The sequence below is a fragment of the Geomonas sp. RF6 genome (assembly GCF_021044625.1).
GTDB lineage: Bacteria > Desulfobacterota > Desulfuromonadia > Geobacterales > Geobacteraceae > RF6.
The window spans coordinates 2,519,329-2,543,589 of sequence record NZ_CP087999.1 but is presented as its reverse complement, the minus strand read 5'-3'; the positions used below and the strand labels follow the sequence as shown (position 1 = coordinate 2,543,589).

Annotated in this window: 21 protein-coding genes, 1 tRNA gene, 1 pseudogene and 1 riboswitch; of the genes and pseudogenes, 8 read left to right on the top strand and 15 right to left on the bottom strand. The window is 59.7% G+C overall.

The window, feature by feature from the left end; genetic code table 11:
- Positions 1-16 precede the first annotated feature (16 nt).
- Positions 17-400 (bottom strand): endonuclease domain-containing protein, encoded by a 384-nt coding sequence (locus LPW11_RS10930; protein ID WP_269145416.1) that lies wholly within the window; start codon positions 398-400, stop codon positions 17-19.
- A gap of 126 nt (positions 401-526) precedes the next feature.
- Between LPW11_RS10930 and LPW11_RS10925 the strand changes: the two genes are divergently transcribed.
- On the top strand, positions 527-949 hold the full coding sequence (locus LPW11_RS10925; RefSeq protein ID WP_230998157.1) for a hypothetical protein: 423 nt from the start codon (positions 527-529) through the stop codon (positions 947-949).
- 311 nt (positions 950-1,260) lie between these two features.
- Here the strand turns inward: LPW11_RS10925 and LPW11_RS10920 are convergent, their stop codons facing one another.
- The 7 genes from LPW11_RS10920 to alr form a co-directional block, all read right to left on the bottom strand.
- Positions 1,261-1,530, bottom strand: a complete 270-nt coding sequence (locus tag LPW11_RS10920; RefSeq protein WP_230998156.1) for a cytochrome c3 family protein — start codon at positions 1,528-1,530, stop codon at positions 1,261-1,263.
- Positions 1,531-1,638: 108 nt separating this feature from the next.
- Positions 1,639-2,142 (bottom strand): 5-(carboxyamino)imidazole ribonucleotide mutase, encoded by a 504-nt coding sequence (gene purE / locus LPW11_RS10915; protein WP_230998155.1) that lies wholly within the window; start codon positions 2,140-2,142, stop codon positions 1,639-1,641.
- A gap of 189 nt (positions 2,143-2,331) precedes the next feature.
- Positions 2,332-3,609 carry a phosphoribosylamine--glycine ligase gene (purD, locus tag LPW11_RS10910; protein ID WP_230998154.1) on the bottom strand — a complete coding sequence of 426 codons (1,278 nt, stop codon included), beginning with the start codon at positions 3,607-3,609 and terminating at the stop codon, positions 2,332-2,334.
- 240 nt (positions 3,610-3,849) lie between these two features.
- The gene (purH, locus tag LPW11_RS10905) at positions 3,850-5,415 is read right to left on the bottom strand and encodes a bifunctional phosphoribosylaminoimidazolecarboxamide formyltransferase/IMP cyclohydrolase (protein WP_230998153.1); all 1,566 of its coding nucleotides are present in this window, start codon (positions 5,413-5,415) and stop codon (positions 3,850-3,852) included.
- 199 nt (positions 5,416-5,614) lie between these two features.
- Positions 5,615-6,862: an ASKHA domain-containing protein gene (locus tag LPW11_RS10900; protein ID WP_230998152.1), complete on the bottom strand. Its 1,248-nt coding sequence runs from the start codon at positions 6,860-6,862 to the stop codon at positions 5,615-5,617.
- Complete coding sequence (gene selD, locus LPW11_RS10895; RefSeq protein WP_230998151.1) at positions 6,849-7,883, bottom strand: selenide, water dikinase SelD; 1,035 nt, start codon at positions 7,881-7,883, stop codon at positions 6,849-6,851. Before selD ends, LPW11_RS10900 begins: the two co-directional genes overlap by 14 nt.
- Before the next feature lie 375 nt (positions 7,884-8,258).
- The gene (gene alr / locus LPW11_RS10890; protein ID WP_230998150.1) at positions 8,259-9,395 is read right to left on the bottom strand and encodes an alanine racemase; all 1,137 of its coding nucleotides are present in this window, start codon (positions 9,393-9,395) and stop codon (positions 8,259-8,261) included.
- A 226-nt stretch (positions 9,396-9,621) separates the two neighbouring features.
- Positions 9,622-9,724: riboswitch (TPP riboswitch) on the top strand.
- A gap of 162 nt (positions 9,725-9,886) precedes the next feature.
- Between alr and thiD the strand changes: the two genes are divergently transcribed.
- The 5 genes from thiD to LPW11_RS10865 all read left to right on the top strand — a co-directional run bounded on the left by thiD (position 9,887) and on the right by LPW11_RS10865 (position 16,417).
- Positions 9,887-11,377: a bifunctional hydroxymethylpyrimidine kinase/phosphomethylpyrimidine kinase gene (thiD, locus tag LPW11_RS10885; protein ID WP_230998149.1), complete on the top strand. Its 1,491-nt coding sequence runs from the start codon at positions 9,887-9,889 to the stop codon at positions 11,375-11,377.
- Between the two features lie 2 nt (positions 11,378-11,379).
- Positions 11,380-12,687, top strand: a complete 1,308-nt coding sequence (gene thiC, locus LPW11_RS10880; RefSeq protein WP_230998148.1) for a phosphomethylpyrimidine synthase ThiC — start codon at positions 11,380-11,382, stop codon at positions 12,685-12,687.
- A gap of 280 nt (positions 12,688-12,967) precedes the next feature.
- A tRNA-Thr gene (locus LPW11_RS10875) sits at positions 12,968-13,043 on the top strand.
- A 230-nt stretch (positions 13,044-13,273) separates the two neighbouring features.
- Positions 13,274-14,512: a tyrosine-type recombinase/integrase gene (locus LPW11_RS10870; protein WP_230998147.1), complete on the top strand. Its 1,239-nt coding sequence runs from the start codon at positions 13,274-13,276 to the stop codon at positions 14,510-14,512.
- Positions 14,513-15,031: 519 nt separating this feature from the next.
- Positions 15,032-16,417 (top strand): GAF domain-containing sensor histidine kinase, encoded by a 1,386-nt coding sequence (locus tag LPW11_RS10865; RefSeq protein ID WP_230998146.1) that lies wholly within the window; start codon positions 15,032-15,034, stop codon positions 16,415-16,417.
- 3 nt (positions 16,418-16,420) lie between these two features.
- Here LPW11_RS10865 and LPW11_RS10860 read toward each other — a convergent pair whose 3' ends face one another.
- On the bottom strand, positions 16,421-18,331 hold the full coding sequence (locus LPW11_RS10860; RefSeq protein WP_230998145.1) for a PAS domain S-box protein: 1,911 nt from the start codon (positions 18,329-18,331) through the stop codon (positions 16,421-16,423).
- A 660-nt stretch (positions 18,332-18,991) separates the two neighbouring features.
- Between LPW11_RS10860 and LPW11_RS10855 the strand changes: the two genes are divergently transcribed.
- The gene (locus LPW11_RS10855) at positions 18,992-19,201 is read left to right on the top strand and encodes a hypothetical protein (protein ID WP_230998144.1); all 210 of its coding nucleotides are present in this window, start codon (positions 18,992-18,994) and stop codon (positions 19,199-19,201) included.
- Positions 19,202-19,317: 116 nt separating this feature from the next.
- Here LPW11_RS10855 and istA read toward each other — a convergent pair.
- Positions 19,318-19,824 (bottom strand): annotated as a pseudogene (istA, locus tag LPW11_RS10850) (IS21 family transposase); the annotation flags it as partial.
- A gap of 12 nt (positions 19,825-19,836) precedes the next feature.
- Complete coding sequence (locus tag LPW11_RS10845) at positions 19,837-20,163, bottom strand: hypothetical protein (protein WP_230998142.1); 327 nt, start codon at positions 20,161-20,163, stop codon at positions 19,837-19,839.
- Positions 20,164-20,424: 261 nt separating this feature from the next.
- Between LPW11_RS10845 and LPW11_RS10840 the strand changes: the two genes are divergently transcribed.
- Positions 20,425-20,727 carry a CZB domain-containing protein gene (locus LPW11_RS10840; RefSeq protein WP_230998141.1) on the top strand — a complete coding sequence of 101 codons (303 nt, stop codon included), beginning with the start codon at positions 20,425-20,427 and terminating at the stop codon, positions 20,725-20,727.
- A 308-nt stretch (positions 20,728-21,035) separates the two neighbouring features.
- Here the strand turns inward: LPW11_RS10840 and LPW11_RS10835 are convergent, their stop codons facing one another.
- The 4 genes from LPW11_RS10835 to LPW11_RS10820 all read right to left on the bottom strand — a co-directional run bounded on the left by LPW11_RS10835 (position 21,036) and on the right by LPW11_RS10820 (position 23,986).
- The gene (locus LPW11_RS10835; protein WP_230998140.1) at positions 21,036-21,410 is read right to left on the bottom strand and encodes a hypothetical protein; all 375 of its coding nucleotides are present in this window, start codon (positions 21,408-21,410) and stop codon (positions 21,036-21,038) included.
- A 93-nt stretch (positions 21,411-21,503) separates the two neighbouring features.
- Entirely contained in the window at positions 21,504-21,956 is a 453-nt protein-coding gene (locus LPW11_RS10830; protein ID WP_230998139.1) for a ferritin-like domain-containing protein, read from the bottom strand.
- A gap of 33 nt (positions 21,957-21,989) precedes the next feature.
- Positions 21,990-22,394 carry a large conductance mechanosensitive channel protein MscL gene (gene mscL, locus LPW11_RS10825; RefSeq protein ID WP_230998138.1) on the bottom strand — a complete coding sequence of 135 codons (405 nt, stop codon included), beginning with the start codon at positions 22,392-22,394 and terminating at the stop codon, positions 21,990-21,992.
- A gap of 80 nt (positions 22,395-22,474) precedes the next feature.
- Entirely contained in the window at positions 22,475-23,986 is a 1,512-nt protein-coding gene (locus LPW11_RS10820; protein WP_230998137.1) for an outer membrane beta-barrel domain-containing protein, read from the bottom strand.
- Positions 23,987-24,261 lie beyond the last annotated feature (275 nt).

Below are 24,261 nucleotides of genomic sequence, written 5' to 3'. Positions count from 1 at the left end.
ACGGCTACAGGTGACCTTACGTCCCCCCCTTTGCGAAGGGGGGACAGGGGGGATTTGCTCTTGTTACCCTTTGCTGGCACATCCGAAATATCTCTTCCAGAACCGCAGCCGTTTCCAGCAACACCTGCCGGTCGTCGAATCTAAGCACCATCAACCCCTGTTCCAGAAGAAAGGAGTCACGGGCAGCATCACTTTTGACATTCTCATCCTGGAGGTGCTGGCTGCCATCCAGCTCAATCACCAGCAGGGGTGAGGCAGCGTAGAAATCAACGACATAGGGGCCGAGTGATTTCTGCCGGTTGAACTGGACGCCAAGAAGTTGCTTGCCCCGTAGATGAGACCAGAGCAGTCGCTCAGCATCTGTCATCTGCTTGCGCAGCTTGCGGGATGGTCCCTTCAAGTGGTGGTCGTAAGGCCGAACCAAGGCAAATCCCCCCTGTCCCCCCTTCGCAAAGGGGGGAACTCTAGGTCTCCTGCACCGCCTCGTCGAAGTATAACGAGCTTCGTCCATGCGACCAGCAGCTTGGTGCATGCGACCACCAGCTTCGTGCACGGGAACACCAGCTCTGTCCATGCAACCACCAGCTTCGTCCACGCGACCACGAGCTTCGTGCACGCGACTACAAGCTTCGTCCACGCGACTACAAGCTTCGTGCACGCAACCACCAGCTTCGTCCACGCGACCACGAGCTTCGTCCACGCGACCACGAGCTTCGCCCACGCGACCACGAGCTTCGTCCACGCGACCACGAGCTTCGCCCACGCGACCACCAGCTTCGTGCACGCGACCACCAGCTTCGTGCACGCGACCACGAGCTTCGTCCACGCGACCACGAGCTTCGTCCACGCGACCACCAGCTTCGTCCACGCTACCACGAACTTCGTCCATGCGAACACGAGCTTCGGTGCTCGCCACCACGAGCTTCGGTGCACGCCACCACGACTTTAGTGCACGCGACCACAGGCACACGTTCCGAAGTGGCAAAGGGCTTTTTCCTAAATCCCGCGGAGCCACGATACTCGTCGTGGCCGCTCATTGGTGAATGCCGGAGCCGGTATGGTCTTCCCTCGAAGGGCGAGGCGAGGCCGTTACGTCCCCCCCTTTGCGAAGGGGGGACAGGGGGGATTTGCTCTTTGCTGGCACATCCGGAGAACCTCAACCGTTTCCAGCAACGGAATGACCGAAAGATCCATAAAAAAAGGGGCAACGATCGCTCGTTACCCCTTTTCTCTCAAAGCCTTGCGGCTAAATCAGGTTTCCTACTTCTTGTGGCACTCGCCGCACTTGGTCGGGCCGGCCTTCTTCTCGACGTGGCACCCCTTGCACAGGGCGTGGCCTTTTTCCTTGTCGATCACGATCTTGCCGGGAGCACCGGCGCCGTGGCACGCTTTGCAATCAACCTTGGCCGCGTGATCCTTGTGGTTGAAGGCTACGTTGCCGTTCTTGGCGGGGTAGACATAGCTGTCGGCAGCCATGGCGGTAACTGCGAAGGCAAGGACGACGGCGACTGCAGCAACAATCTTTTTCATATTTCTCCCTCCTGAAATGGATAACAAACTAGGGAAGTAATACGACCCCTCATTGGATCTGTCAAGTCAAACGACTAAAATTGCCGCCTCAGCGCGGCCACGCTCCGATTACTTCTGCGCCTGCTGCAGGGCGTTGTCCTTCTGCTCGACCTCTGCCGCCATCCGCGCGCGGAACTCGGTGAGCTGCCCCGCCAGAGACTGATCACTCAGGGAGAGCACCTGGACTGCGAAGAGTGCGGCGTTTTTCGCGCCGGCCTTCCCGATGGACATGGTCGCCACCGGGATCCCGCCAGGCATCTGCACCATGGCGTAGAGGGCATCGACGCCGTTCAGTGCTCCTCCGGGGATCGGTACCCCGATCACCGGCAGGGTCGTTTCAGCGGCGACCACCCCGGCAAGATGAGCTGCCATCCCTGCTGCGGCGATGATCATCTTGATCCCGCGCCCGGCTGCGTCGCGGGCAAGGGCAGCGGTCCGCGCAGGTGAGCGGTGGGCGGAGGAAATCCGCATCTCGTAGCCGATGCCAAACTCCTTGAATACCTTTGCAGCTTCTTCCATGACGGAAAGGTCGGAGTCGCTCCCCATTACTATCAATACTGCCGGCTCACTCATCTTTGATGTCCCTCTTGTGGAAAGGCCCCCTGCTCTCGGAGGGGGATGGATGGTTGCGTCGTTGTCGAAGCATTTCCTGCGCCTGTCGATGGGGGTGTGGCAGGCTGCCCGCGTGAATACTCTTTTGAAATGCTATCGCATAAAACCTGTTGGCTCACTCCCGATCGCCGACACGGGAGGGAACGCTCCCTATCCCTGCCTCTTTACCGCTTTGGCGCCGATGTCGCGGCGGTAGTGGACGCCGGGCCAGGAGATCTTGTCGACGGCGCGGTAGGCGCGGTCGATCGCCCCCTGCACCGTCTCCCCCATGGCGGTGACGCCGAGGACGCGGCCGCCGCTGGTGACGATATTGCCGTCCGCGCTGCGCGTCCCGGCATGAAAGACCACAACCTCTTCCAGGGTCGCCGCCTCTTCGAGGCCGGCTATAACATCACCCTTGCGGTAGTCGCCGGGATACCCCTCGGCGGCCATGACGACGCAAATGGTTGCCTGGTCGTGCCACTCGATCTCCACGCCGGAGATGTCGCCGGAGGCAACGGCCAGAAGAACCGGCACCAGGTCAGACTTCATCCGCATGAGAAGCGGCTGGCACTCCGGGTCGCCGAAGCGGGCGTTGAATTCCAGCGTCTTCACGCTGTCGCCGTCGATCATGAGCCCTGCGTAGAGGACGCCGCGATAGGTTCTTCCTTCGGCAGCCATCCCCTCGACGGTGCGGCGCATGACCTCTTCCATCGCCTTGTCGTGGATTTCCTTCGTGACGACAGGCGCGGGGGAGTAGGCGCCCATGCCGCCGGTGTTCGGCCCCTTGTCGCCGTCGAAGACCGCCTTGTGATCCTGGGCGCTGGCGAGCGGGATGATGCGGGAGCCGTCGGTGAAGGCGAGGAAGGACGCCTCCTCACCTTTCAAAAACTCCTCGATGACGACGCGGGCACCCGCAGAGCCGAAGGCGTTGCCGGAGAGCATGTCGGTGACCGCCTCGACCGCTTCCTCGCGGGTCTGGGCGATGATGACCCCCTTCCCTGCCGCCAGGCCGTCGGCCTTGATGACGATGGGAATCCCGGTGCTGTCGATGAAGTCGATCGCCTCCTTCACTTCGGTGAAGACGCCGTAGGCGGCAGTGGGGACCTGGTATTTGTGCATCAGGTCCTTGGCAAACGCCTTGCTCGCCTCGATGATGGCGGCGTTTTTCCTGGCGCCGAAGACCTTCAGACCGTGCTCCTCGAAGAGATCGGTGATCCCGAGGGAAAGGGGGAGCTCGGGGCCGACCACGGTGAGGTCGATGGCATTTTCCTTCGCAAAGGCGAGGAGCCCCTCGAGGTTGTCCACCGCGATTACCACGTTCTCCGCGAGCTGCGCGGTGCCCGGGTTGCCCGGCGCGCAGTAGAGTTTTTCCACCAGGGGAGACTGGGCGATCTTCCAGACCAGCGCATGCTCCCTGCCACCACTACCTACAACGAGTACTTTCATAGCTTCCCTCTATCTAAAGTTGGTCAGACAATTCCGGGGTGACGTCCCCTCCCCCCTGGCGGGGGAGGGACAGGGTGGGGGGGAAGGTGCCACCATTTCAGCAGATGCCAGCTTCACCCACCCCCTGTCCCCCTCCCGTCAAGGGATGGGGGACGTTGAGCCCAAGTTCATCCCCATTCCCCGGAGACCTTTATTACACGTAATCCCCCCCCTTCCCTTGCGGGAGGGGAGAGTACCGGACTAGTGCCTGAAATGCCTCATCCCGGTGAAGACCATCGCGATGCCGTGCTCGTCGGCGGCGGCGATGACTTCCGCGTCACGCATGGAGCCGCCCGGCTGGATGACGGCGGTGACCCCTGCGGCGGCCGCGTTGTCGAGCCCGTCGCGGAAGGGGAAGAAGGCGTCGGAAGCCATGACTGCACCGGCGACCGGGATACCTGCGTGCTCCGCCTTGATGGCGGCGATGCGCGCGGAGTTGACGCGGCTCATCTGCCCTGCGCCGACGCCGACGGTGGCGCCGCTCTTCCCGTACACGATGGCGTTCGACTTCACGAACTTCGCCACGCGCCAGGTGAAGAGGAGGTCTTCCATCTCCGCGTCGGTCGGCACTCTCTTGGTGACCACCTTCAGCTCGTTGAAGAGGGCGAGGTCGGTGTCCTGCACCAGGAGGCCGCCGTTCACGCGCTTCACGTCGAGGCGCGGAGCGGGAACTTCCGGCCAGTAGCCGCACTCGAGGACGCGCACGTTCTTCTTCTCCGCGAGTACGATCTTGGCGGCCTCGGTCACAGCCGGCGCGATGATCACTTCCACGAACTGGCGGTCGATGATGGCGCGCGCCACCGTCTCGTCGAGCTCGCGGTTGAAGGCGATGATGCCGCCGAAGGCGGACTCGGTGTCGGTGCGGTAGGCGGCCTCGTACGCCTCGAGGGTCGTATCGGCCACCGCAACGCCGCAGGGGTTCGCGTGCTTCACGATGACGCAGGCGGCCCCTTCGGAGAACTGCTTCACGCACTCGAGCGCCGCGTCGGTGTCGGCAATGTTGTTGTAGGAGAGCTCCTTACCCTGGAGCTGGCGCGCAGTGGCGACGCTCGCCTCGGAGACCTTCTTCTCCACGTAGAACGCACCCTTCTGGTGCGGGTTCTCGCCGTAGCGCATCCCCTGGGAGAGCTTGAACTGCAGCGTAAGGGTATCCGGGTAATCCGCGACCCCCTCGCCGGTACGGGCGCCGAGCCAGTTGGAGATGGCGGCGTCGTAGGCGGCGGTGTGCTGGTACACCTTAACCGCGAGGCGGAAGTTGGTCTGGCGCGAGACGTGCCCGCCGTTGGCGCGCATCTCCTCGAGGACCGCCTGGTAGTCGGCGCAGTCGACGATGACGGTGACGTCGCGGTTGTTCTTCGCCGCGGAGCGGAGCATGGTGGGGCCGCCGATGTCGATGTTCTCGATGGCGTCTTCCATGGTGCAATCGTCATTGGCGACGGTGGCCTCGAAGGGATAGAGGTTGACGACGACCATGTCGATCGGCTCGATGCCGTGCTCGGCCATCTTCGCGGTGTGCGCCGGGTTGTCGCGCATGCCGAGGATCCCGCCGTGCACCTTCGGGTGCAGCGTCTTCACCCTGCCGTCAAGCATCTCCGGAAAACCGGTGAACTCGGAAACGTCCTTCACGGGGATCCCGGCATCGCGCAGCAGCTTCGCCGTCCCGCCGGTGGAGAGGATCTCGATCCCAAAGGTTGCCAGTTCCCGGGAGAATTCCAAAACCCCGGTCTTTTCCGAAACGCTGATCAGCGCACGCCCTATCCTTGCCATAGTCCACTCCTTTTTATTGGTGCTCTGCGGAATTCCGGGGGCACCTCGTTCCCAAGCTCCGGCTTGGGAAGCGCACTTGCCCGGGAGGCTCCGCCTCCCAGAACCGCGATTGATCTTTTATGTGCTGATGCGGATGCAAAGCTGGAGCTTTGCGCCCAAGTGCGTTCCCAAGGTGACCTTGGGAACGAGTATATGAAGGTCAGGCAAAATCGAGCCTGCCGAGGAAGAGCCTCTCGAAAGCTGGCGTCCCCGAAAGGGGAATTACCCGCACCCGTGCGGCCAGTTCATCGACCTTTTTCGCGCCGTCCTTTTCCACCAAGAAGCGCTCCACGCCTGCCAGCGCACCGTCCCGGGTAAATCCGGAGACTATTACCATCTTTTCCGTGAAAACTCCAATTTTTTTTAGGACCGCTGGCGGCAGCACGGCGCCGAAAGAACCGGTCAGCACGACCTCGGAGAGGGAGTCGAGCGACACGCCGGCGCGGGAGACGAGAACCTCCATCCCCGCCCGCAGGGCGCCCTTCGCCAGCTGCAGGGCGCGGATGTCTTCCTGGGAGAGATAGACGCTCCTCGAGGCGTCCCGGTAGAGGAGAAAGGAGGTGACGCCGTCGATGTCGACGACGCGGTTGGCGAGATTCGATTCTATCTCCGCGGCCGGCCGCAGCCGCCCGGACGGCTCCACGACGCCGCAGGAAAGAAGCTCCGCCACGCACTCCAGGACGCCGGAGCCGCAGATGCCGCGCGGAGGGGCACCGCCAATGGTGCTGAGGGCGACCCGCTCACCTTCGATCTTCACCCCGCTCACCGCTCCGGAAAGCGCGGCCATGCCGCAGGAGAGGTTCCCCCCCTCGAAGGCGGGGCCCGCCGCGGCGGAGGTGGCGAGGATCGTTTCGCCGTCGCAAAGGGCCATCTCCCCGTTGGTGCCGAGGTCGAGGTAGAGTGTGGGGCCTTTTTCGGCGAGCTGACGGGAGAAGAGAAAGGAGACGAGATCTCCGCCGACGAAGCCGCCGGGGAGGGGAAAAAGGTAGGCGTGAAAGTCGCGGGACCAGCCGAGCGCGCGGGTGGAGGTGCGTCGCGCCTCCTTGGAGATCGGGAGATACGGCGGGTGGATCAGGCGGTCGACCGGGAGCCCGAGGAGGATCTGCTCCATGGCGCTGTTTCCCGCAAGTGCTATTCCGGCGAGCTCGTCCTCCGCCCCCCCGGCGCCCGCGAGGAGCTCCAGCGCCAACCGCTCCAGTTCCGCCCCCGCGCTCTTTTGCATGGCGGCGAGGGTCTCGGGGGAGCGGCCGGCCTCCAGGCGGGCCAGCACGTCGGCCCCCCAGGCGCGCTGGGGGTTCATTGCACCGAGTGCCGCTATCCGGGCGCCCTTTTCCAGGTCGACAAGCGACGCGGCTATGGTGGTGGTGCCGAGGTCGAAGGCGACTGCGAATCTCTTAATAGAGGACAATGGGGGAGCCTCCCCGTGGCACGACGTCGCCGATGGCGGTCGCGAAGACGCCGGACTCGGCGGCGCGGGAGAGAAAGCGCTCGGCCCCTTCGGGGGAGAAGGTGATGAGGAGCCCCCCGGAGGTCTGCGGATCGAAGAGCGGGATGAGCGGCTCTCCGGTGATGCCGGATACGAAGCCGCTGTAGTGGGCCCGGTTGCGGTAGCAGCCCGCGGGGACCATGCCGTCCGCGACGAGGGTGGCGATGTCGTTCATAAGCGGGATGCGGGAGAGCTCGAGCATGAAGGTGAGTTTCGCGCCGAGCGCCATCTCGCAGGCGTGCCCGATGAAGCCGAAGCCGGTGACGTCGGTGGCGGAGGTCGCGCCGCACTCCACCATGAGTTCCGCGGCGGTGCGGTTGAGGGTGCTCATCCAGGAGATCGCCTCCAGCTCCAGCGATTGCGGCACCATCTCCGCCTTTATCGCCGTGCTGACGATCCCGGTACCGAGCGGCTTGGTGAGGATGATGCGATCCCCTTCCTTTGCTGTGCAGTTTCGCACCACGCGATCCGGGTCGACGAGGCCCGTCACCGCGAGGCCGTACTTCAGCTCGTCGTCCTCCACCGTATGCCCCCCCACGAGGCAGGCCCCCGCCTCCTTTATCGCCTCCAGCCCGCCCGCCATGATCCGGGCCAGCACCGGGACCGGGAGGACGCAGGAAGGGAAGAAGGCGAGGTTCATGGCGGTCACGGGGCGCGCCCCCATGGCGTAGACGTCGGAGAGGGCGTTTGCCGCAGCGATGCGGCCGAAGGTGAAGGGATCGTCGACGAGAGGAGTGATGATGTCGGTGGTCTCCACCAGGGCGAGCTGGTCCCCTATGCGGTAGACCCCCGCATCCTCGCCCCCTTCGATCCCCACGATGAGGTTCGGATCGTCGGAGAGGGTGATGTCATGAATGGCTTCTTCCAGGCCCGCCGGGCCCAGCTTTGCGGCTCAACCCGCCGCCTGCACCATCGTTGTCAGTCGGATCTTATCTGCTGTCATAGTCTCCACTCGAAATCACAAAAACGGAACATCAAAATCGAACATCCAAAGCAAACATCCACCGCAAAGGCGCAAAGGGCGCAAAGGAAAATCCGCAAAGGGAACCTAGAACCTTGAACGATTCAAGCAAAGCCCCCTGACTTATAGGGCCGTTCTTTGCGCTCTTTGCGTCTTTGCGGTTAATTTCGCCTTTTGCCTTAAAACCAAAAACCCTCTCACCGCAAAGACGCAAAGGCGCAAAGGAAAATCAGGAAAGAGAAAAGAAATGCTTGACCCCTGCTTTTATATTTCTCCGCTTTTCTTTGCGCGCAGTTCTTTGCGCTCTTTGCGCCTTTGCGGTGGGTGTTGCCTTTGCTTTTGCCGTAGGTTTTGCCTTTAAGGCAGGTACACCCTGGGCACCCTCTTGCTTATACCGCAAAAGATCTCATACGGGATCGTCCCCGCACGGTGCGCGAGCTCCTCGGCGCTGATGCAGTTCCCCGCCGGGTCGGCGCCCAGAAGGGTCACTTCGTCCCCCACGCTGACGCCGGGGACGTTCGTCACGTCCAGCATGATCCAGTCCATGCACACCGTTCCCGCCACCCGCGCCCGCTCCCCCCGCACCAACGCTTCGCCGCAGTTGCTGAGAGCTCTCGGGTAGCCGTCGGCGTACCCCGCGGGGACGCTGGCGATGAGAGCGCGCGTCTGCGCCTGGTAACGCCGGCCGTAGCTTATGGAGGTTCCCGGCTCCACCCACTTCAGCATAGCGACCTTGCTGCGCAATCTCAATACCGGCTGCGGGGCGACCTTCCCCTTGAACTCGTCCGACGGCAGGGCGCCGTAAAGGACGATCCCCGGGCGCACCAGGTTGCAGTACGGGAGATCCATCCCAAGGAGTGCCGCGCTGTTCGATATGTGTATGTAGCGGGGGGAAAAACCGAGGCGGCGTGCCTCGATGATGGCTGATTCGAAACGCTCCGCCTGCAGCTTGCTGTACGCCTGCCCGTCGGCATCGAGCTCGTCTGCGCTGGCAAAGTGGGAGAAGACCCCCTCGAGGTCGAGATTTTTGAAGGTCTTCAGCTCCCTGAGGAAGTGCGCGGCGTCGGCGGAAGGAATCCCCAGTCGTCCCATCCCGGTGTCGATCTCCAGGTGGACCTTCGCCTTGCGGTACAGCTTGCGCGCCGCCTCGTCGAGGGCGCGGGCCTGCTCGAGGGTGAAGAGCGCGGTGGAGAGGTCATACCCTATGCAGCGCCTTTCCTCGCCGGGGTAGACTCCGCCGAGGATGAGGACCGTGCGCTGCAGGCCGGCCCGCCGCAGCTGCACCCCTTCGGCGAGAAAAGCCACGCCGAAAGCGTCGGCCCCGAGCGTCTCCAGCTCCTTGCAGACATCGAGAAAACCGTGGCCGTAGGCGTCGGCCTTTACCACCGCCAGGATTCCTGCCGACGGCGGTGCCATCTTCTTCACCAACTGATAGTTGTGCCTCAAGGCGGAGAGCCTGATCTCTGCCATTGTCGGGCGGCCATCCGTTTGCATCTGAAAATTCCCGGCCCCAAATAGATTTTGGCTGAAGCGCTCGGCGGACCAGATAGTGGAAAGCGGGAGCTCACACTCTTATTCGCTTTCCAACCTCTGGCACTCAGTCTTTGCCGGGCATTCAGCCATCGACTTTTTCTACCACTTCTGCAGTACGCTGTAAAGGCAAAAACCTGAAAAGTGTTGACAATTTGGGCCCATTCCATTAACTTGCCCTGAAGTTAGAACTGCCAGCTGGGGGAGTTCGCAAGAGCTGAGACAGGCACTGCCTGAAACCCTTTGAACCTGATCCGGGTCACTCCGGCGTAGGGAAGCGGCGCGTGTCTCCCAGGCAGCCCGATTGGAGCCGTGACCTCTTCGTCACGGTTTTTTTATTCGCCCACGCAAGCAATAGTACCGCCAGAAGCGGCACCTTTGGCCAATCACCGGGCGACAGCGGGAGCTCCGCGCGCAAGTCTCTCCGTGAGGACCTCTACAGGCAGGGAGTGGGCATGGACAGACACGAAAGATCGCTGAAGCTCGTGGTGGACCACAGCAGCACCGAGCGCCGCGTCTGTGGTCTCTACCTCATCACGGACGATGGGGACCGGCTGCTGGAGCGGGTGCGCGAGGCGCTGTCGGGTGGCGTGAAGATCGTCCAGTACCGCGACAAGATCCGCGACTACTCCGACCGGGTGGCGCTGGGGAGCGAGCTCAAATGGCTCTGCCGCCAGTACGGCGCGACCTTCATCGTGAACGACCACGTGCAGCTCGCCCTGGAACTCGACGCCGACGGCGTCCACCTCGGGCAGGACGACGGCGATGCCGTGGCCGCCCGCAGGATGCTCGGCGACAAGCGGATCATCGGTGTCTCCACCCACAACCTGGAGGAGGCGCTGGCAGCGCAGGAAGCGGGCGCGGACTATGTGGGACTCGGCGCGATCTTTCCCACCGGGAGCAAGGACGTCCCCCGCACCGTGGGGCCGCAGATGGTGGCGCAGGTGAAGGCGCAGCTGCGCATCCCGGTCGTGGCGATCGGCGGTATCTGCCGGGACAATGCGGGCGCGGTCATCGACGCCGGCGCCGACGCGGTCGCCGTCATCTCCGCGATCCTCGGAGCGCGCGAGCCGGCACTGGCGGCCACCGAGATCTGCCTCCTTTTCAACCGCACCGCCCCTTTCCCGCGCGGCAAGGTCCTCACCGTTGCCGGGAGCGACTCCTGCGGCGGCGCAGGGATCCAGGCGGACCTGAAGACGATAACGCTCCTCGGGAGCTACGGCGCCTCGGTCATCACCGCGCTGACTGCCCAGAACACGAAGGGGGTCTCCGCGATCCACGCGCCCCCCGCGAGCTTCGTCGCGCAGCAACTGGAGGCGGTGCTGACCGATCTGCAGATAGACGTGGTGAAGGTGGGGATGCTCTTTTCCGCCGACATCGCGCTGGCGCTCGCCCAGGCGCTGCAAAGTTACCAGCTGCGCATGCTCGTCCTCGATCCGGTCATGACTGCGAAAGGGGGGACCGAGCTCCTGGCGAAGGTGGCGCTAAATAGCATGAAGCAGCGGTTGATTCCCGCCTGCTACCTCTTCACGCCGAACGTCCCGGAGGCGGAACGGATCACCGGGATGGAGATATACGATGAAGAGGGAATGGAGCGGGCAACGAGGAAGCTGCACCTCATGGGCGCGAGAAACGTCCTTCTGAAGGGGGGGCACCTGACCGGCGGGACGGTGACGGACATCCTCTTTGACGGGACCACTTACCACCGCTTCTCCGCGCCCCGCACCCTCACCCGCAATTCCCACGGCACCGGCTGCACCCTCGCCTCCGCGATCTCTGCCTATCTCGCGCAGGGAGAACCACTGCCGGTGGCGGTGCAAAAAGGAAAGAAATTCGTGACCGCAGCCCTGAGGCTCGCCCAGCCGCTCGGAAAGGGGCACGGTCCGGTGAACCATTTTCTGGCAGCCAGGGAGCAGGCGGGCCAGTCGATAGAGAACCAGGAGTAGCCATGACACAGCTTGAGTACGCCCGGAAAGGGGTAATAACCGAGAAGATGAGGACCGCCGCGGCCGCCGAAGGGGTGGAGCCGGAGTTCATCCGCGCCGGCATCGCCGAAGGGACGATCATCATCTGCCACAACAACGTCCACACCAACGGGATTCCCCTCGCCGTCGGGAAGGGTCTGCGCACGAAGGTGAACGCGAACATCGGCAGCTCCGCCGACGACACCGACATCGAGAAGGAGCTGGAGAAGGCGCGGGTGGCGGTGGCAAACGGCGCCGACGCCATCATGGACCTCTCCACCGGCGGCCCCGTCGACGAGATCCGCCGCGCCGTCATCGCGCATACCAGCGCCTGCATCGGCACCGTCCCGCTGTACCAGGCGGCGCTCGACGCGGTGCGCAGACAGAAGAAGGCGATTGTGGAGATGACCGTGGAGGAGATGTTCCAGGGGATCCTGAAACATGCCGAGGACGGCGTCGACTTCATCACCGTGCACTGCGGTGTGACGCGGGCGACGGTCGAGCGGATGCGCCGCGAGGGGCGGATCATGGATGTCGTCTCGCGCGGCGGCGCCTTCACCATCGAGTGGATGGCGCACAACAACCAGGAAAACCCGCTTTTCGAGCACTTCGACCGCCTTCTGGAGATCGCGAAGGCATACGACATCACCCTTTCGCTCGGTGACGGCTTCCGTCCCGGGTGCCTCGCCGACGCCACCGACCGCGCGCAGATCCACGAGCTCATCCTGCTGGGCGAGCTCACCCAGCGGGCGCAGGAGTTCGGGGTGCAGGTCATGATCGAAGGGCCGGGGCACATGGCGATCAACCAGATCGAGGCGAACATCCTCCTGCAGAAGAGGCTGTGCCACGGCGCGCCCTTCTACGTTTTGGGGCCGCTGGTGACCGACATCGCCCCCGGCTACGACCACATCACCTCCGCCATCGGCGGGACGATTGCCGCCGCCGCAGGGGCCGACTTCCTCTGCTACGTCACCCCGAGCGAGCACCTGAGGCTGCCGACCGTGGAGGATGTAAAGGAAGGGGTGATCGCCTGCCGCATCGCCGCCCACGCCGCCGACATCGTGAAGGGGGTGAAAGGCGCGCGGGAAAAGGACGACAAGATGGCGGCCTGCCGCAAAAAACTCGACTGGGAAGGGCAGTTTGCACTCGCCATCGACCCCGAGAAGGCGCGCCGCCTGCGCGCCGAGTCCGGCGTAGCCGACCACGGCGCCTGCACCATGTGCGGCGAGTTCTGCGCCTACAAGGTAATGGACGACGCCACCGAGAAGGAAAAGAAGCAGGCAGCAGTGTAGGGTGGACTGGCTCCGCAGCAGGGGACTGGCTCCGCAGGTGCCAGTCCCCTTTACCCCTCATCCTCTGCCCCCTCATCTTCAGCCCGCACACCCGGTGGCACGTCCCCTCCCTTTCAAGGGGAGGGACAGGGTGGGGATGGGGTTCGCCTTGACCCTTGCAGAGCCGCCCCCAGCGCCCGTCGGCGGCAGAATCTAATTGACGAGCGGTACTTTTTCCGGTAAAAGTCTAGGGCGGCTAAGAAGGGGGCACACCTCCTAAGGCAGCGAAAAGAGAAGACAAGCCGATTTAGCTCAGTTGGTAGAGCACATCACTCGTAATGATGAGGTCGTCGGTTCGATTCCGACAATCGGCTCCAAACAACAATCCGACAGGAAACAGTAAAACGCGAAAGGCCCCGAAATCACGGGGCCTTTTTTGCGTATGTTGTCCAGAGATGTCCATGTGGACCGAAGGAAATCCGTAGCACTTTAGGGCAATTTTGGGGGTATCCTCTTTTAGCTCCCAGCCTGATACCACCAAAAACATAGATACCACCAAAAGCCGGATACCACCAAAAGACGGATCCACCAAAAAGGAGATCGGGCAATGCCAAAGCGGATTCAGCCACTGTCGGACTCTCAGGTGGAAAGTGCGACGCCGAGAGACAGGGACTACAAGTTGTCAGATGGCCAGGGCCTGCATCTGCTGGTTACCAAGTCAGGCGGGAAGTTATGGCGCTTCCAATACCGTTTCGACCGCAAGCAGAAGCTTCTCGCCCTCGGGGCTTACCCCGCTGTCCCATTGGAACAGGCGCGGGTATTGAGGGACCAGGCAAAAGAGCACTTGGCGCATCACGTCGATCCTGGCAGTGTGAAGAAGGCAGAAAAGGCAGCTAAGGCACAAACACCTCTTAATACGTTTGAAATGGTGGCTAGGGAGTGGTACGAGAAAAACCAGTCTCGCTGGTCAGATGCTCCCGACCTTTTATCCCGCCTCGAAAAGGATGTGTTTCCATTTATCGGCAACCATCAAATTTCCGAAATTACAGCGTCCGAAGTTCTGGCGGTCCTGCGTCGAATTGAGCTTCGGTGCCTCAATATGGCGCACCGTATCAGGACTGCCTGTGATGGAATCTTCTGCTATGCCTTTGCAACAAAAAGGGCTCTCTTCAACCCTGTCAATGACTTGCGTGGAGCTTTGCAGAGTAAGTACAAGAAAAAGACGAGATGGGAATCTGTACCTCCTGCTGAGCCTAAAGAAGTACAGGCCGTTCTACGTTTGATCGATGGGTACGAAGGCTCCCGTATCGTTAAATATGCCTTGCAGTTTGCTTTCCTTGTATTAGCTCTCCCTGTAGAACTTCGACACGCGAAGTGGATCGATATCGACTTCGAGACAAAACGGTGGCATGTCCAACCTGAAAGGGCGAACGAAGGAATCTCACGTATTGTCCCTCTATCAAATCAAGCTATGGCCATCCTGCGGAATGTTCGGCCTCTAACTGAAAAAAGTGAATACGTTTTCAGCTCTGCCAGATCGCACACCCGTTGTATTAGTAATAGCGCAGTCAGTGCTGCATTACGGGTAATGGGGTTTGAAGAAGAACTCATTTTTGGAGAGCGATTCCGTTCCATGGCGCGGACGGTTCTTCAAGACATCTTCAAAGTGAGCCCGCATATCATTGCGCAACAGCTTGAGGAGAAAACAAGTCGCTCGCACAAGCAGGGGTACGACCAAGCAGAGGATTTAGCATTACGACACGGCATGATGCAGATGTGGGCTAACTACTTGGACGCACTCAGAACTGGAGCGGAGCGACACGCGCAAGAGGACATGACGGCCTGAACAAATCTATATTGCCAAGATAATGACTCACATTTACAGCGCTGCCCCCCCGCGAAAAAGATTTAGCTACCGAAAAGGCGGCAACTCCTTCATGTGTAGAGGCACCGAGAACCCTGCTTCGGATAATGCCTTGTTGTCACACCTGAACATACCTGCAGCATACCCTAAGGCTTTGCAAAAGGGGGAGTAGTGGGGGGCGCATCCTTGATAGACTAGTAGTACCGCCTACTACCGTCCGGGGCTTTTGTTGATGCAGCCTTTATTTTCCCAGCAATACCATCTAGATTAGGAGCCTGCGACGTTAACCCGAATAATGGGCCAGTAGATTTTATGTCAGACAGGACCAGCTCAAACGCAGCCCCCTTCTGCAGATTATCTTAGCCGGATGGCCCCTGTCTACTCGTGAGGGGGTTGCCAGCCAGCTATCGAACATCTTGGCACTGCGTCATCTCTACTCTAAAATATTAATGGGGTTGCGGACGGTAACGGCGGGTACGGCGCCGCTTGGAGAGAGCGTCCATGAACCAATTCGATGTTTCAGAACATGTAGCGGATCCGGAAAGGCTGGCAGCTTTGCGGGCTGTAGCCCTTCTGGATACGCCGACGGAGGAGGCATTCGACCGCCTTGCATGGCTGGCGACGCGGAGCTTGCATGCGCCAGTAGCGCTCGTATCTCTGGTAGATGCCGACCGCCAGTTCTTCAAGAGCTGCATCGGCCTGCCGGAGCCCTGGCAAGCCCAGCGTGAGACACCTCTGACACACTCATTCTGCAAGTACAACCGCGTTGCCGGGAAGCCGCTGGTGATCGAGGACGCGCGACAGGACCCGCTCTTCAGGGACAACCTCGCGGTTAAAGACTTAAACGTCATCGCCTACCTCGGCATGCCACTGGTAACCGCCGATGGGTACATCCTCGGATCCTTCTGCGTCATCGACGGTAAGCCGAGGCAATGGACGGAAGAAGAGATTTCCATAGTTGCCAAGCTGTCCTATGCCGTAATGACGGAAATCCAGCTCCGAACGGAAATCGCCGTGAGAATCAAGGCCGAAGAAGCCCTGGTGCTGGAGCGCGCCGCTTTGACTTCCGAGGTTGCGGCGCGTCTCGACGCGGAGGAGAGGCTGAAAGCCCAGCACGGGGAACTGCGCGAAGCCTACGAGAAGCTGCAAAAAGAGACGGCGGATCGGCTGAGCGTATCAGAGCAGCTCAGGCTGCGCGAGCACATGCTGCTGCAGCAGAGCCGACTGGCAGCGATGGGGGAAATGATCAGCAATATCGCTCACCAATGGAGGCAGCCGCTGAACCTAATGGCGCTGCTCGCACAGGACATACCCGCCACCTTCAGTGCGGGCGGGGTGGACGATGAGTATATCAATGGTAACGTCGGCAAAATGATGGCGGCGATAAACCACATGTCCGAGACGATAGATAATTTCCGGCATTTTTTCAGCCCGACCAAGGCGAAGGTGCCGTTTTGTATCGCAGAGATGGTCCACCGGACGGTTGCGCTCCTCTCCGCCGTCCTGGACGGCGCCGAAATCAAGGTAACAGTCTCGGGCTCGAAGCCGATACTTACGGGGTTTCCACGGGAGTATTCCCAGGTCATCCTCAATATCTTCATGAATGCACTGGATGCCTTTGCCTCGCGGCAGGTCAACGATCGTGCGATCAGGGTGGAGATCGGTTCCGAAGGCGAGAAATCGATGGTCCGGATCACTGATAACGCCGGGGGAATACCGGAGGACATCGTGGAAAAGATATTCGACCCGTACTTCACCACGAAGGAGCCCGGCAAGGGCACGGGCATCGGACTTTACATGTCGAAAATGATAATCGAAAGGAGCATGAGCGGGTCCTTGATGGTGGAAAACGTCCCCGGCGGGGCCAGCTTTATCATTAAGGTTTAGCCTCTACGGCAGGGTGAAGTAGAAAGTCGCACCCCGATCGGGCTCGGACTCGGCCCAGACACAGCCTCCATGCCGACGGATGATACGCTCGACTGTAGCGAGGCCGATACCGAAACCTATGTATTCCTCAACTCCGGGAAGCCTCTTGAAGGGAGCGAAGAGTTCGCCTGCCTGCGCCATGTCGAACCCCATGCCGTTGTCCCTGACGTAAAACGTCTCCCTTCCCTCGAACTCCGTGACGCCGACCTCGATGACCGCGTCGACACGCATGCTGGTGTACTTCCAGGCATTCCCGATGAGGTTCTGCAGGACCGCGCGTATCAGTCCGCGGTCGGCATGGGTCACCATCCCCTCAGCAGCGCGGAAAGTAATCCCGCGGCCCGGGGCGTTGAATGTGACTTCCGCTGCGACGTCTTTTGCCATATCGGTTATATCAATAAGCTCGCGACGCAATTCCACTCTTGTTGAATTTGAGAAGTTGAGCAGGCTGGTAATGAGGTCGTTCATCGCCAGCGTTCTCTGGTAAATGCCGCGAACGTGGTCTTTGCATTCCTCACTAAGCGCCTCTCCGCAAAGCATCTCAACAGCCTGGATTAAAAGCCCCATGCGGTTGAGCGGCTGGCGCAGGTCGTGCGAGACCATGCGGTTGAACGCCTCGAGCTCTGTGTTCGCCTCCTTAAGCTCCGCCACCTGGCTCTCCAGATCTCGATTCAGCCGTTCAATTTCCTCCTGCGCACCTTTTAGATCGGTGATGTCCTGGACCATGCTGAGCAGATAGCGATTGTGGTCGAAATCAATGATCTCGGCCGAGTAGAGGCCGGTGAAAACGGCTCCGCTTTTCCCCCGATAGGTGATCTCGAGGTTGCGGATGGAACCCGCATGCTCCTCGACCGCCCGTATTATCCGGGCCCGGTCCTGTTCATCCCCCCACAGGCCGATCTCCTGAGTCGTTCTCCCCAGAACCTCAGCCCTGGCATACCCCAGAAACTGCAGCGCATTGTCGTTCACATCGATTATTCTGCCCTCTTCGAGCGTAGTGATGCCGATCAATGCCGGGGCGAAGTTGAATATTTTTGCGAACCGCCCCTCGGAACTTCGGGCGGCATCCTCAGCCGTTTTCCTTTCAGTGATGTCGCTGAAGAGAACGGCCAACTCCCCCTTCTCCGGGGGACCATGCCGAAAAGCGTACACCTCGAACCACCGATCCAGCTGCGAGGCGTGACTTACAAACCGTGCAGGTTCACCTGTGAGCGCCACTCGCCCGTATGCCTCAAGCCACTGCTCTTCGTGCATAGGGGCCAAGTCGCGCAGGGTTTCTCCCCGCGCGTGCAGGCCGGTATATCGCTCGAATGCCGCGTTGGTCTCGAGAAAGAGATAGTCGATCGGCTTTCCGCTGTCGTCGAAGATCATTCTGATGATGCAGAAGCCCTCGACGATGGAATTGAACAGGGTGCGGTAACGGTTTTCGGAGTACTTGAGAGCCAGAACCTCGTCTCTGACCTTGTATTGGCGTTGTCTTCTCCTGAGCGCTGCGCCAATGCGGGGAACCAGTGTACGGGCCTGGGTGGGACGAGCGATATACTCGACATCCCCGATAAAGCAGTCGCAGTCTGGGGAATTGTCTGTGTCATCGGTTAAAAGAATGAAGAGGGGGAGGTAGGACCAGGAAGGTTGCTTTTCCAGTATGTCTCTTAGCAAGGGCACCACTGCTGGAGTAAGCATCTCCGTCCCCACGATGGCGGCACCAGCTCCAGTCTGGAGGACAGAAATGAAGTGATCTGGCGCCACGCAGACGACAGACGCTACGCCGGCCTCCTCAAGCGCCTCGTGGATCATCTGGACGTCTTCCGAGCTCTGCAGGTAAACAACGACCTTGCCTTCGACGCTACTATGTCTGCCATCGTTCCCGTTCAAGATGTTCCCCCTCAGCCACATCGAGAGCATGACTGCCCACGCTAATTCAGAGGCTTATCCTATCGCGTTGTGCGCTTTGAATCAATTAATAAATAACAAGGTGGAAGCTCGTCCCACTGGCCCTGTAAGCCTCATGACCGGGGGACACCTCAGCCTATGCCTCAATGCCTACTTCTGGGGAAATCCCATGCCGTTTCCTTCGCTGCCGGTTACACCTCCAAGCAACTCCATCATGGCGGCGGTCTACTTGGTGGCCATCACCAGCTCGACGAGAATGAGCAACGGGCGAGCATACACGTTGAGCTGCCGCATCTCCTCCGTTGTTGTCATTCCTTTGTCCAAGTACTCGGGCGGACCTCCGAGTTCTGTCTCAGACTGTTCGCTGCTCTTGAACTCCTAGAAAAGCAGTAACCGAAGGTCGGTTTACCCGCCCCTTTCGCTTTTCCACAGACACTGTTGAAAAACCCCGCGCCCCCTGTTGAAAACGATTCTGGAGTGCCCGTATGGAAGATGCATCTACCGTATTGCACAAATAATGGGCAGACGTCAACAGCCTCGCCCACTGCGCGGAGTGGGCGCTTTCGTCTGGCTCTTCCGGGTTTTCCGTGGTGTAATCTGAATGTGCTTTGGTGGACTTGACCCCCCTGAAAGAGTGGCGTCATGCGAGATACCGAGCTGTATCGTCACCTGCTGGCCTTGGAGTTGCCGTGGCCGTTGTTCACCTTGACGTCGCAGCGCAGCTGCGTCGATGTCTACATGCAACGCATCGTCTTCAACACGGACGTGCCGACGCTGATGCACATGTTCAACCACTCAAGCCAGAAGCAGACCCTATCCTACCTGAGAATCCAACCTAGCGAGGTCAAGTAGGCGTACTTGAGGGAGATCTGGACTCTTGTAAACGTCGTCGCACCCTGGAGTCGCCAATTAGAAGCGATTTCCCCCTAATAATGCAAAACGCCGTAAACTTTTAGATATAAGACGATTTACGCGGCGTTCGCCTCGGCGAGACTGAAGAAGGTGCGGTGGCGCAGCGCCGCCAGGATGAAACGCTGCACGATTCGGACGCCGACCTCGACCTTCGACTTGCCCTTCGGACGCCGCACGCGGACGGGGACGACGGCGACCTGGTAATGCTTAGCCAGTGCGGCGTAGGTGGGATTTATGTCGGGCTCGTAGCGGCAGGTCTTGGCGACGCCGCTTTTCAAATTATCCGGGATGAGGCACTTCGGCACGGCCTCCATAAAGGCGAAGGCGCGCACGTGGGAGCCTATCCAGTCGGGGAGCGCCTGGCTCCAGGTGGCCTCGGCAAAGGTGTAATTGCTGGCGCCCATCACCGCCACGAATACCTGGGCTTCCCGGAACTCGCCGGTAGCGGCGTCGACGATGGGGAGCGTGCGGCCGCAGTAGTCGACGAACATCTTCTCTCTGGCGCGGTGCTCCTGGCGCATGGAGAGGTCGAGCTTCTTGCGCCACTGTCGGAAGGGCTCACAGAACTGGCTGTATTAATACCGTTTGGGATCGCACCCCTTGTACTCCTGCCACAGGAGCATCAGGGTCACGTCCTTGTCGGTGGTCAACTCGTTGTGGAGGTCGCGCCACTTCGGCTGCAGTCGGGAAAAGGTGGGGGAAGTATTGCTGGGGGGATAGAGGAGTTTTTCGAGGGCGGCATCGTCCAGGACGGCGGGAAGAGGCCAGGACAGCTTTGCCATGAATGCGCGCCTGACGGTGTCGGTGACCGTGGTCTTGCTGACGCCGCAGCTCTGTGACACGGAAGCCCTGCTCTGGCCGCAGGACCAGACAAGGCTGAGGATGTCTCGTACTTTTCGCATGGTAACTCTTTCCTTAGGCATCGTGCCCTCCCTCATGAAATGAGGAGGTACGATACCGGTTGAGTTACCTCGCGACTACCCTAAATCAGCCGGTCGCAATGCCTCCGGAATGGCGGTCGCAATACCGTCGGAATGCCGGTCGCGATCAGATCGGAATGCCGGTCGCAATCGGCCGGAATACGCACCCAGGGGGTAACGGTGGACAGCTGTGGGCCTATGACGGGGAATGTAGGCGAAGTGCTTTCGAGGAAGGTATGCTAAATGAATGCAAAGCAAATTGACAACGCACTCGTAAGTCATGCTTTATGGAGAGCGCGGCTCACCGCGGCTCTTGCTATCGGAAGATTGGATATGTCACTCGCGCAAATTCAGGCTGATAATGAATGCGACTTCGGCAAATGGCTTTACAGCCCCTTACTCGCCTTCCAGGAAAAACAATCCGAACACTACCGGACGGTTAAAGAACTTCATGCCGAGTTCCACAGAACAGCTGGTCGTATTGCCACACTAGCAATTGAAGGGAAAAGAGCCGAGGCAGAACACATGATGACATCAGGAGGTTAGTTCGCAGACATATCCGCAAGGTTGGCTTCTGCCATGCTCATGTGGAAAAAAAGCGTTTCTTGAAAGTGTTTCGCTCTCTGAGTAGGCCCGCTTTGAAGTACAGGGACGTCCTACAGTTGCGTGATAAAAATGCCCCTTCCCCCCCCCTGCTCACGATAGATGACATAACCGAGTCCAGCAGAAGATCCGCAGCTAGTGGCAGCAGTAGAGGCAACCGAGTCTAGATACTGTAGTGTAAAAAGTAAAAGAGGCGCGGCTATATCTTGCCGCGCCTCTCTCGTCATTTTAATACAGGTGTGGTAGTAGGTTTACTGGGAGATCGTGGTAGCATCCTTAACGACAGAGTCCTTTACTCCCTTGGCTTCTTTCGCCGTCGCTTTCATTTTCTGACCTGCCGCATCGGCGGAGGCTTTTGCCTTCAGCTTCGTTGCCTTCGCACTATCCTTTACTTCCTTTTTCTTAGCGTCGGCAGCAGCTTTTTTCTTGGAAACCTTAGCCTTTACTTCCGCACTCTTGGTGGCGGTCTGGGCCTTGGTATCAGCTTCTTTTTGGGAAGCAGTGCCTACAGCGGTATTCGCTTTGGTTAAAGCGTTGTCGGCTTTTTCGAACACATCGGCTGCGTACGCAGATGCGGAAAGACTTCCACAAAAGACAAAAGCAACCAGCATCGACATCTTCCTCATACAACACCCTCCTTTTCCCTTACAAGATTTAATTGCAGTGCTGCAACCCTTCGACTGTGCTTCGGCTGCTGTTCACTCACTATTTCCTTAGGTCTACCACGCTTCAGCGAAGGCCATGTCGTTGTACAGCGTTTCCAACTTGACCTTATGCCCCTGCTCCATGCGCGACAAGGCTTCAAACATATCCTTTTGAGGGCCGTCTGAACTGACGGTCGCAAGCCTAGAGTACTTGACCATTGCGTCTTCTTCCTTTTTTATTGCCAGTGCAATGGCTTCTGACGGTTTCATCCAGATGCTCAGTTTCGGGTCGTCAACCGCCTGGGCGATATTGTAGTCGTGACCTGGATCGAAACTCATCTTCTGGGGCTCGCTGAGAAGATTCTGCAGGAACTCACGGTGCTTCAGCTCCTCTTCGGCGAGGTCTTTGAAGATTGCCTTTAGAGTAACGTCGGCCACTTTTCCCGCGGCGGAGCTGTAAAAATCAAATGCTTCAATCTCGTTGTCGACGGCTGAGGCGACGATCTCCTCATACCCATACACGCTCATACAGTTACTCCTTTTTGGGGTTCACTTCGAGACTCAGGCGACTGCTGCCCCGCACGCCCTGCATCGACGGGCCTGCGCAGGAATGCTTTCGAGGCATTCAGGGCAGCTCTTCACAGGGGGTGCCGGAGGCGGTTTCAGGAGCGCCTTCGTGATCAGGAATACTATCAGGGCAATGAATAGGAAGTCAACCAACGTCCCGAGCAGGTGCCCATATGCGATGGCGCTCTCACTAGCCTTCCCCTTGATATCAACGACTGTGCGCATAACCCATTTCGCCTCCCGCCAGTCCCCTGCCGGCAGGATCAGGCCAACGATCGGCATCAGGAGATCATCCACAATTCCGGACACAACCTTCCCAGTGGCCGCACCAATGATAACCCCTACAGCCAGGGCCAACGCATTCGACTTCGTCAGGAAAGCCTTGAACTCTTGCAGCATAGGTTCCTCCTTTTCGTTCGTTGGTGTCTATGGTACGAAAAAGCGGGCAGAGATCATTAGTCCCTGCCCGCTGTACCTGACTACTTCTGCACGCAGTCGAAGTTTGCCACTATCCTGCGATTGTTCCGGCGCCCCTCCGCGGTGGCGTTGCTGGCAACAGGCTTGGAGAAGCCGTACCCTTTCGCCTGGAGGCGGGATGGGTCAATACCGAATTCCTTCACCAGGTAGTCCTTGACGCTTTGGGCGCGACGCAGTGACAGCCTGTCATTCATTGCCTTGCTACCGACGTTGTCAGTGTGTCCTTCTATCACGCCCTTGACCTGAGGATATGTCTTCATGAAGTTTGCGACCTTCTCAAGCTCGGGCCGGTACTGCGCGGGTATCGCCGCCTTCCCAGTAATGAAGTTGATATCCAGCGTCACACACAATTCTTCCGCTTTCGGCGCCGGAGGCGCCGGCGCCACCACCGAGATGTTAGCGGTATCATGTACCGTGCCCCCATCTCCGTTACAGGTAAGGGTGTACGCGGTGTTGTCGGAAGGGGTGACGCTCATCTCCCCCTGCGTTTTCACCGGGCCGACACCAGGCTGCACATCGCAATTAGTGGCATTTTGCGACGACCACTGGAGTTTGGCGGACTCCCCACGCGAAACGGAGGCAGGAGTTGCGGTGAGAGTGGCTTTTGGTGCTGGCGCTGCAGGCGGAGCTACAGGCAGTGCGATCGCTACCTGTGCAGCACTTGTCGTGGAGCCGCCGGGGCCATTGCAGGAAAGAGTGTAGGAGGTATCCCCTGCCGGTGTGACGGTCATGCTGCCTTGCGGACGGACAGCACCCACTTCCGGGGCTATTGAGCAGTCTGTAGCGTTTTGCGACGTCCATTTCAGGGTTGCGCTCTCTCCTTTCCTGATGGAAGAGGGTGCCACTGACAGGGAAGCTGTCGGAACCGCAGCCGGAGGCGGTACGGAAGCGGCTTTTTCTGCTGCTGCAGGAGCCGGAGCCGGAGCGGGGACAGCTTTTTCGCCGCCGAAGAGGAAGGAGAGGCCAGCGGTGTATTCCCAGTTATACATAGTTTTTTCGCCGAAAACGAAGAGCTGACGGACATCGCCGCGTAGGGCAACGGAGTCGGTCAGAAAGTACTTCAAGCCGCCGCCGACGTTAGCAGTCGCGGCCGTGTTCCTGCCGGAGTTACTGTAGAGAAGCTCGTTGCCGTCGCGGTTGTCGAAGCTCCCGCCGTGGCCGATGGTCATCCCCCCTCCGCCGGCAGCTAGATACGGCACCAGAGGACCATCGGCCAGGAAGTTGTAGAGAAGGTCCAGACGGTACGACACGGCATTCACACTCCTCTCGCCTCCCCGCGTCCTTTCGCTCGACAGGTAGTCGCCTACGGCTTCAACCCCAAGGTTTTTGGTGATGTCGTAGCCAAGGCGCAGCCCGTACACGGGCGCAGTTTTGAGGTGCTGCTCCCCATCGAAAGTGTACCCGCCCACGAACGGCGACACGGAGAGTGCACCTGCACGCTCTCCAGCAAAAACCGGTTGCGCCACTGCAGTTATGGCGGCAGCCATCAATACCGATGAGACTACTTTTTTCATACATCCTCCTTTTGGATTACATTCCATCTACTGATGCTGTACTAATGAGCACTCACTGGATATCACTAGGGAATACAAAAGTCAATGTGAACCTCGGATTGAAGGTTTCTGAAGCGAATGGGTCTTGACTGGCAGATGCGCTAGCACTGGGGACTCACATGATGCAGGCTCACCTTTGTAAGCTCTGGTTCACGCCCACTGTGCTGCTTTCTGTTGCAAAGTTCGCAAAAATTAATTAAAAGAATTTTGCATTACACTGCAGCATAGGCGTATCC

What these genes read in the sequence shown, in the direction of transcription:
- LPW11_RS10870 (WP_230998147.1), top strand. Translation starts at nt 13,274, where the DNA reads ATGCCAAAGCGGATTCAGCCACTGTCGGACTCTCAGGTGGAAAGTGCG.
- purD (WP_230998154.1), bottom strand. Translation starts at nt 3,609, where the DNA reads ATGAAAGTACTCGTTGTAGGTAGTGGTGGCAGGGAGCATGCGCTGGTC.
- LPW11_RS10920 (WP_230998156.1), bottom strand. Translation starts at nt 1,530, where the DNA reads ATGAAAAAGATTGTTGCTGCAGTCGCCGTCGTCCTTGCCTTCGCAGTT.
- mscL (WP_230998138.1), bottom strand. Translation starts at nt 22,394, where the DNA reads ATGCTGCAAGAGTTCAAGGCTTTCCTGACGAAGTCGAATGCGTTGGCC.
- LPW11_RS10855 (WP_230998144.1), top strand. Translation starts at nt 18,992, where the DNA reads ATGCGAGATACCGAGCTGTATCGTCACCTGCTGGCCTTGGAGTTGCCG.
- thiD (WP_230998149.1), top strand. Translation starts at nt 9,887, where the DNA reads ATGGACAGACACGAAAGATCGCTGAAGCTCGTGGTGGACCACAGCAGC.
- LPW11_RS10845 (WP_230998142.1), bottom strand. Translation starts at nt 20,163, where the DNA reads ATGCGAAAAGTACGAGACATCCTCAGCCTTGTCTGGTCCTGCGGCCAG.
- LPW11_RS10830 (WP_230998139.1), bottom strand. Translation starts at nt 21,956, where the DNA reads ATGAGCGTGTATGGGTATGAGGAGATCGTCGCCTCAGCCGTCGACAAC.
- LPW11_RS10820 (WP_230998137.1), bottom strand. Translation starts at nt 23,986, where the DNA reads ATGAAAAAAGTAGTCTCATCGGTATTGATGGCTGCCGCCATAACTGCA.
- LPW11_RS10865 (WP_230998146.1), top strand. Translation starts at nt 15,032, where the DNA reads ATGAACCAATTCGATGTTTCAGAACATGTAGCGGATCCGGAAAGGCTG.
- purE (WP_230998155.1), bottom strand. Translation starts at nt 2,142, where the DNA reads ATGAGTGAGCCGGCAGTATTGATAGTAATGGGGAGCGACTCCGACCTT.
- alr (WP_230998150.1), bottom strand. Translation starts at nt 9,395, where the DNA reads ATGCAAACGGATGGCCGCCCGACAATGGCAGAGATCAGGCTCTCCGCC.
- LPW11_RS10835 (WP_230998140.1), bottom strand. Translation starts at nt 21,410, where the DNA reads ATGAGGAAGATGTCGATGCTGGTTGCTTTTGTCTTTTGTGGAAGTCTT.
- LPW11_RS10840 (WP_230998141.1), top strand. Translation starts at nt 20,425, where the DNA reads ATGAATGCAAAGCAAATTGACAACGCACTCGTAAGTCATGCTTTATGG.
- thiC (WP_230998148.1), top strand. Translation starts at nt 11,380, where the DNA reads ATGACACAGCTTGAGTACGCCCGGAAAGGGGTAATAACCGAGAAGATG.
- purH (WP_230998153.1), bottom strand. Translation starts at nt 5,415, where the DNA reads ATGGCAAGGATAGGGCGTGCGCTGATCAGCGTTTCGGAAAAGACCGGG.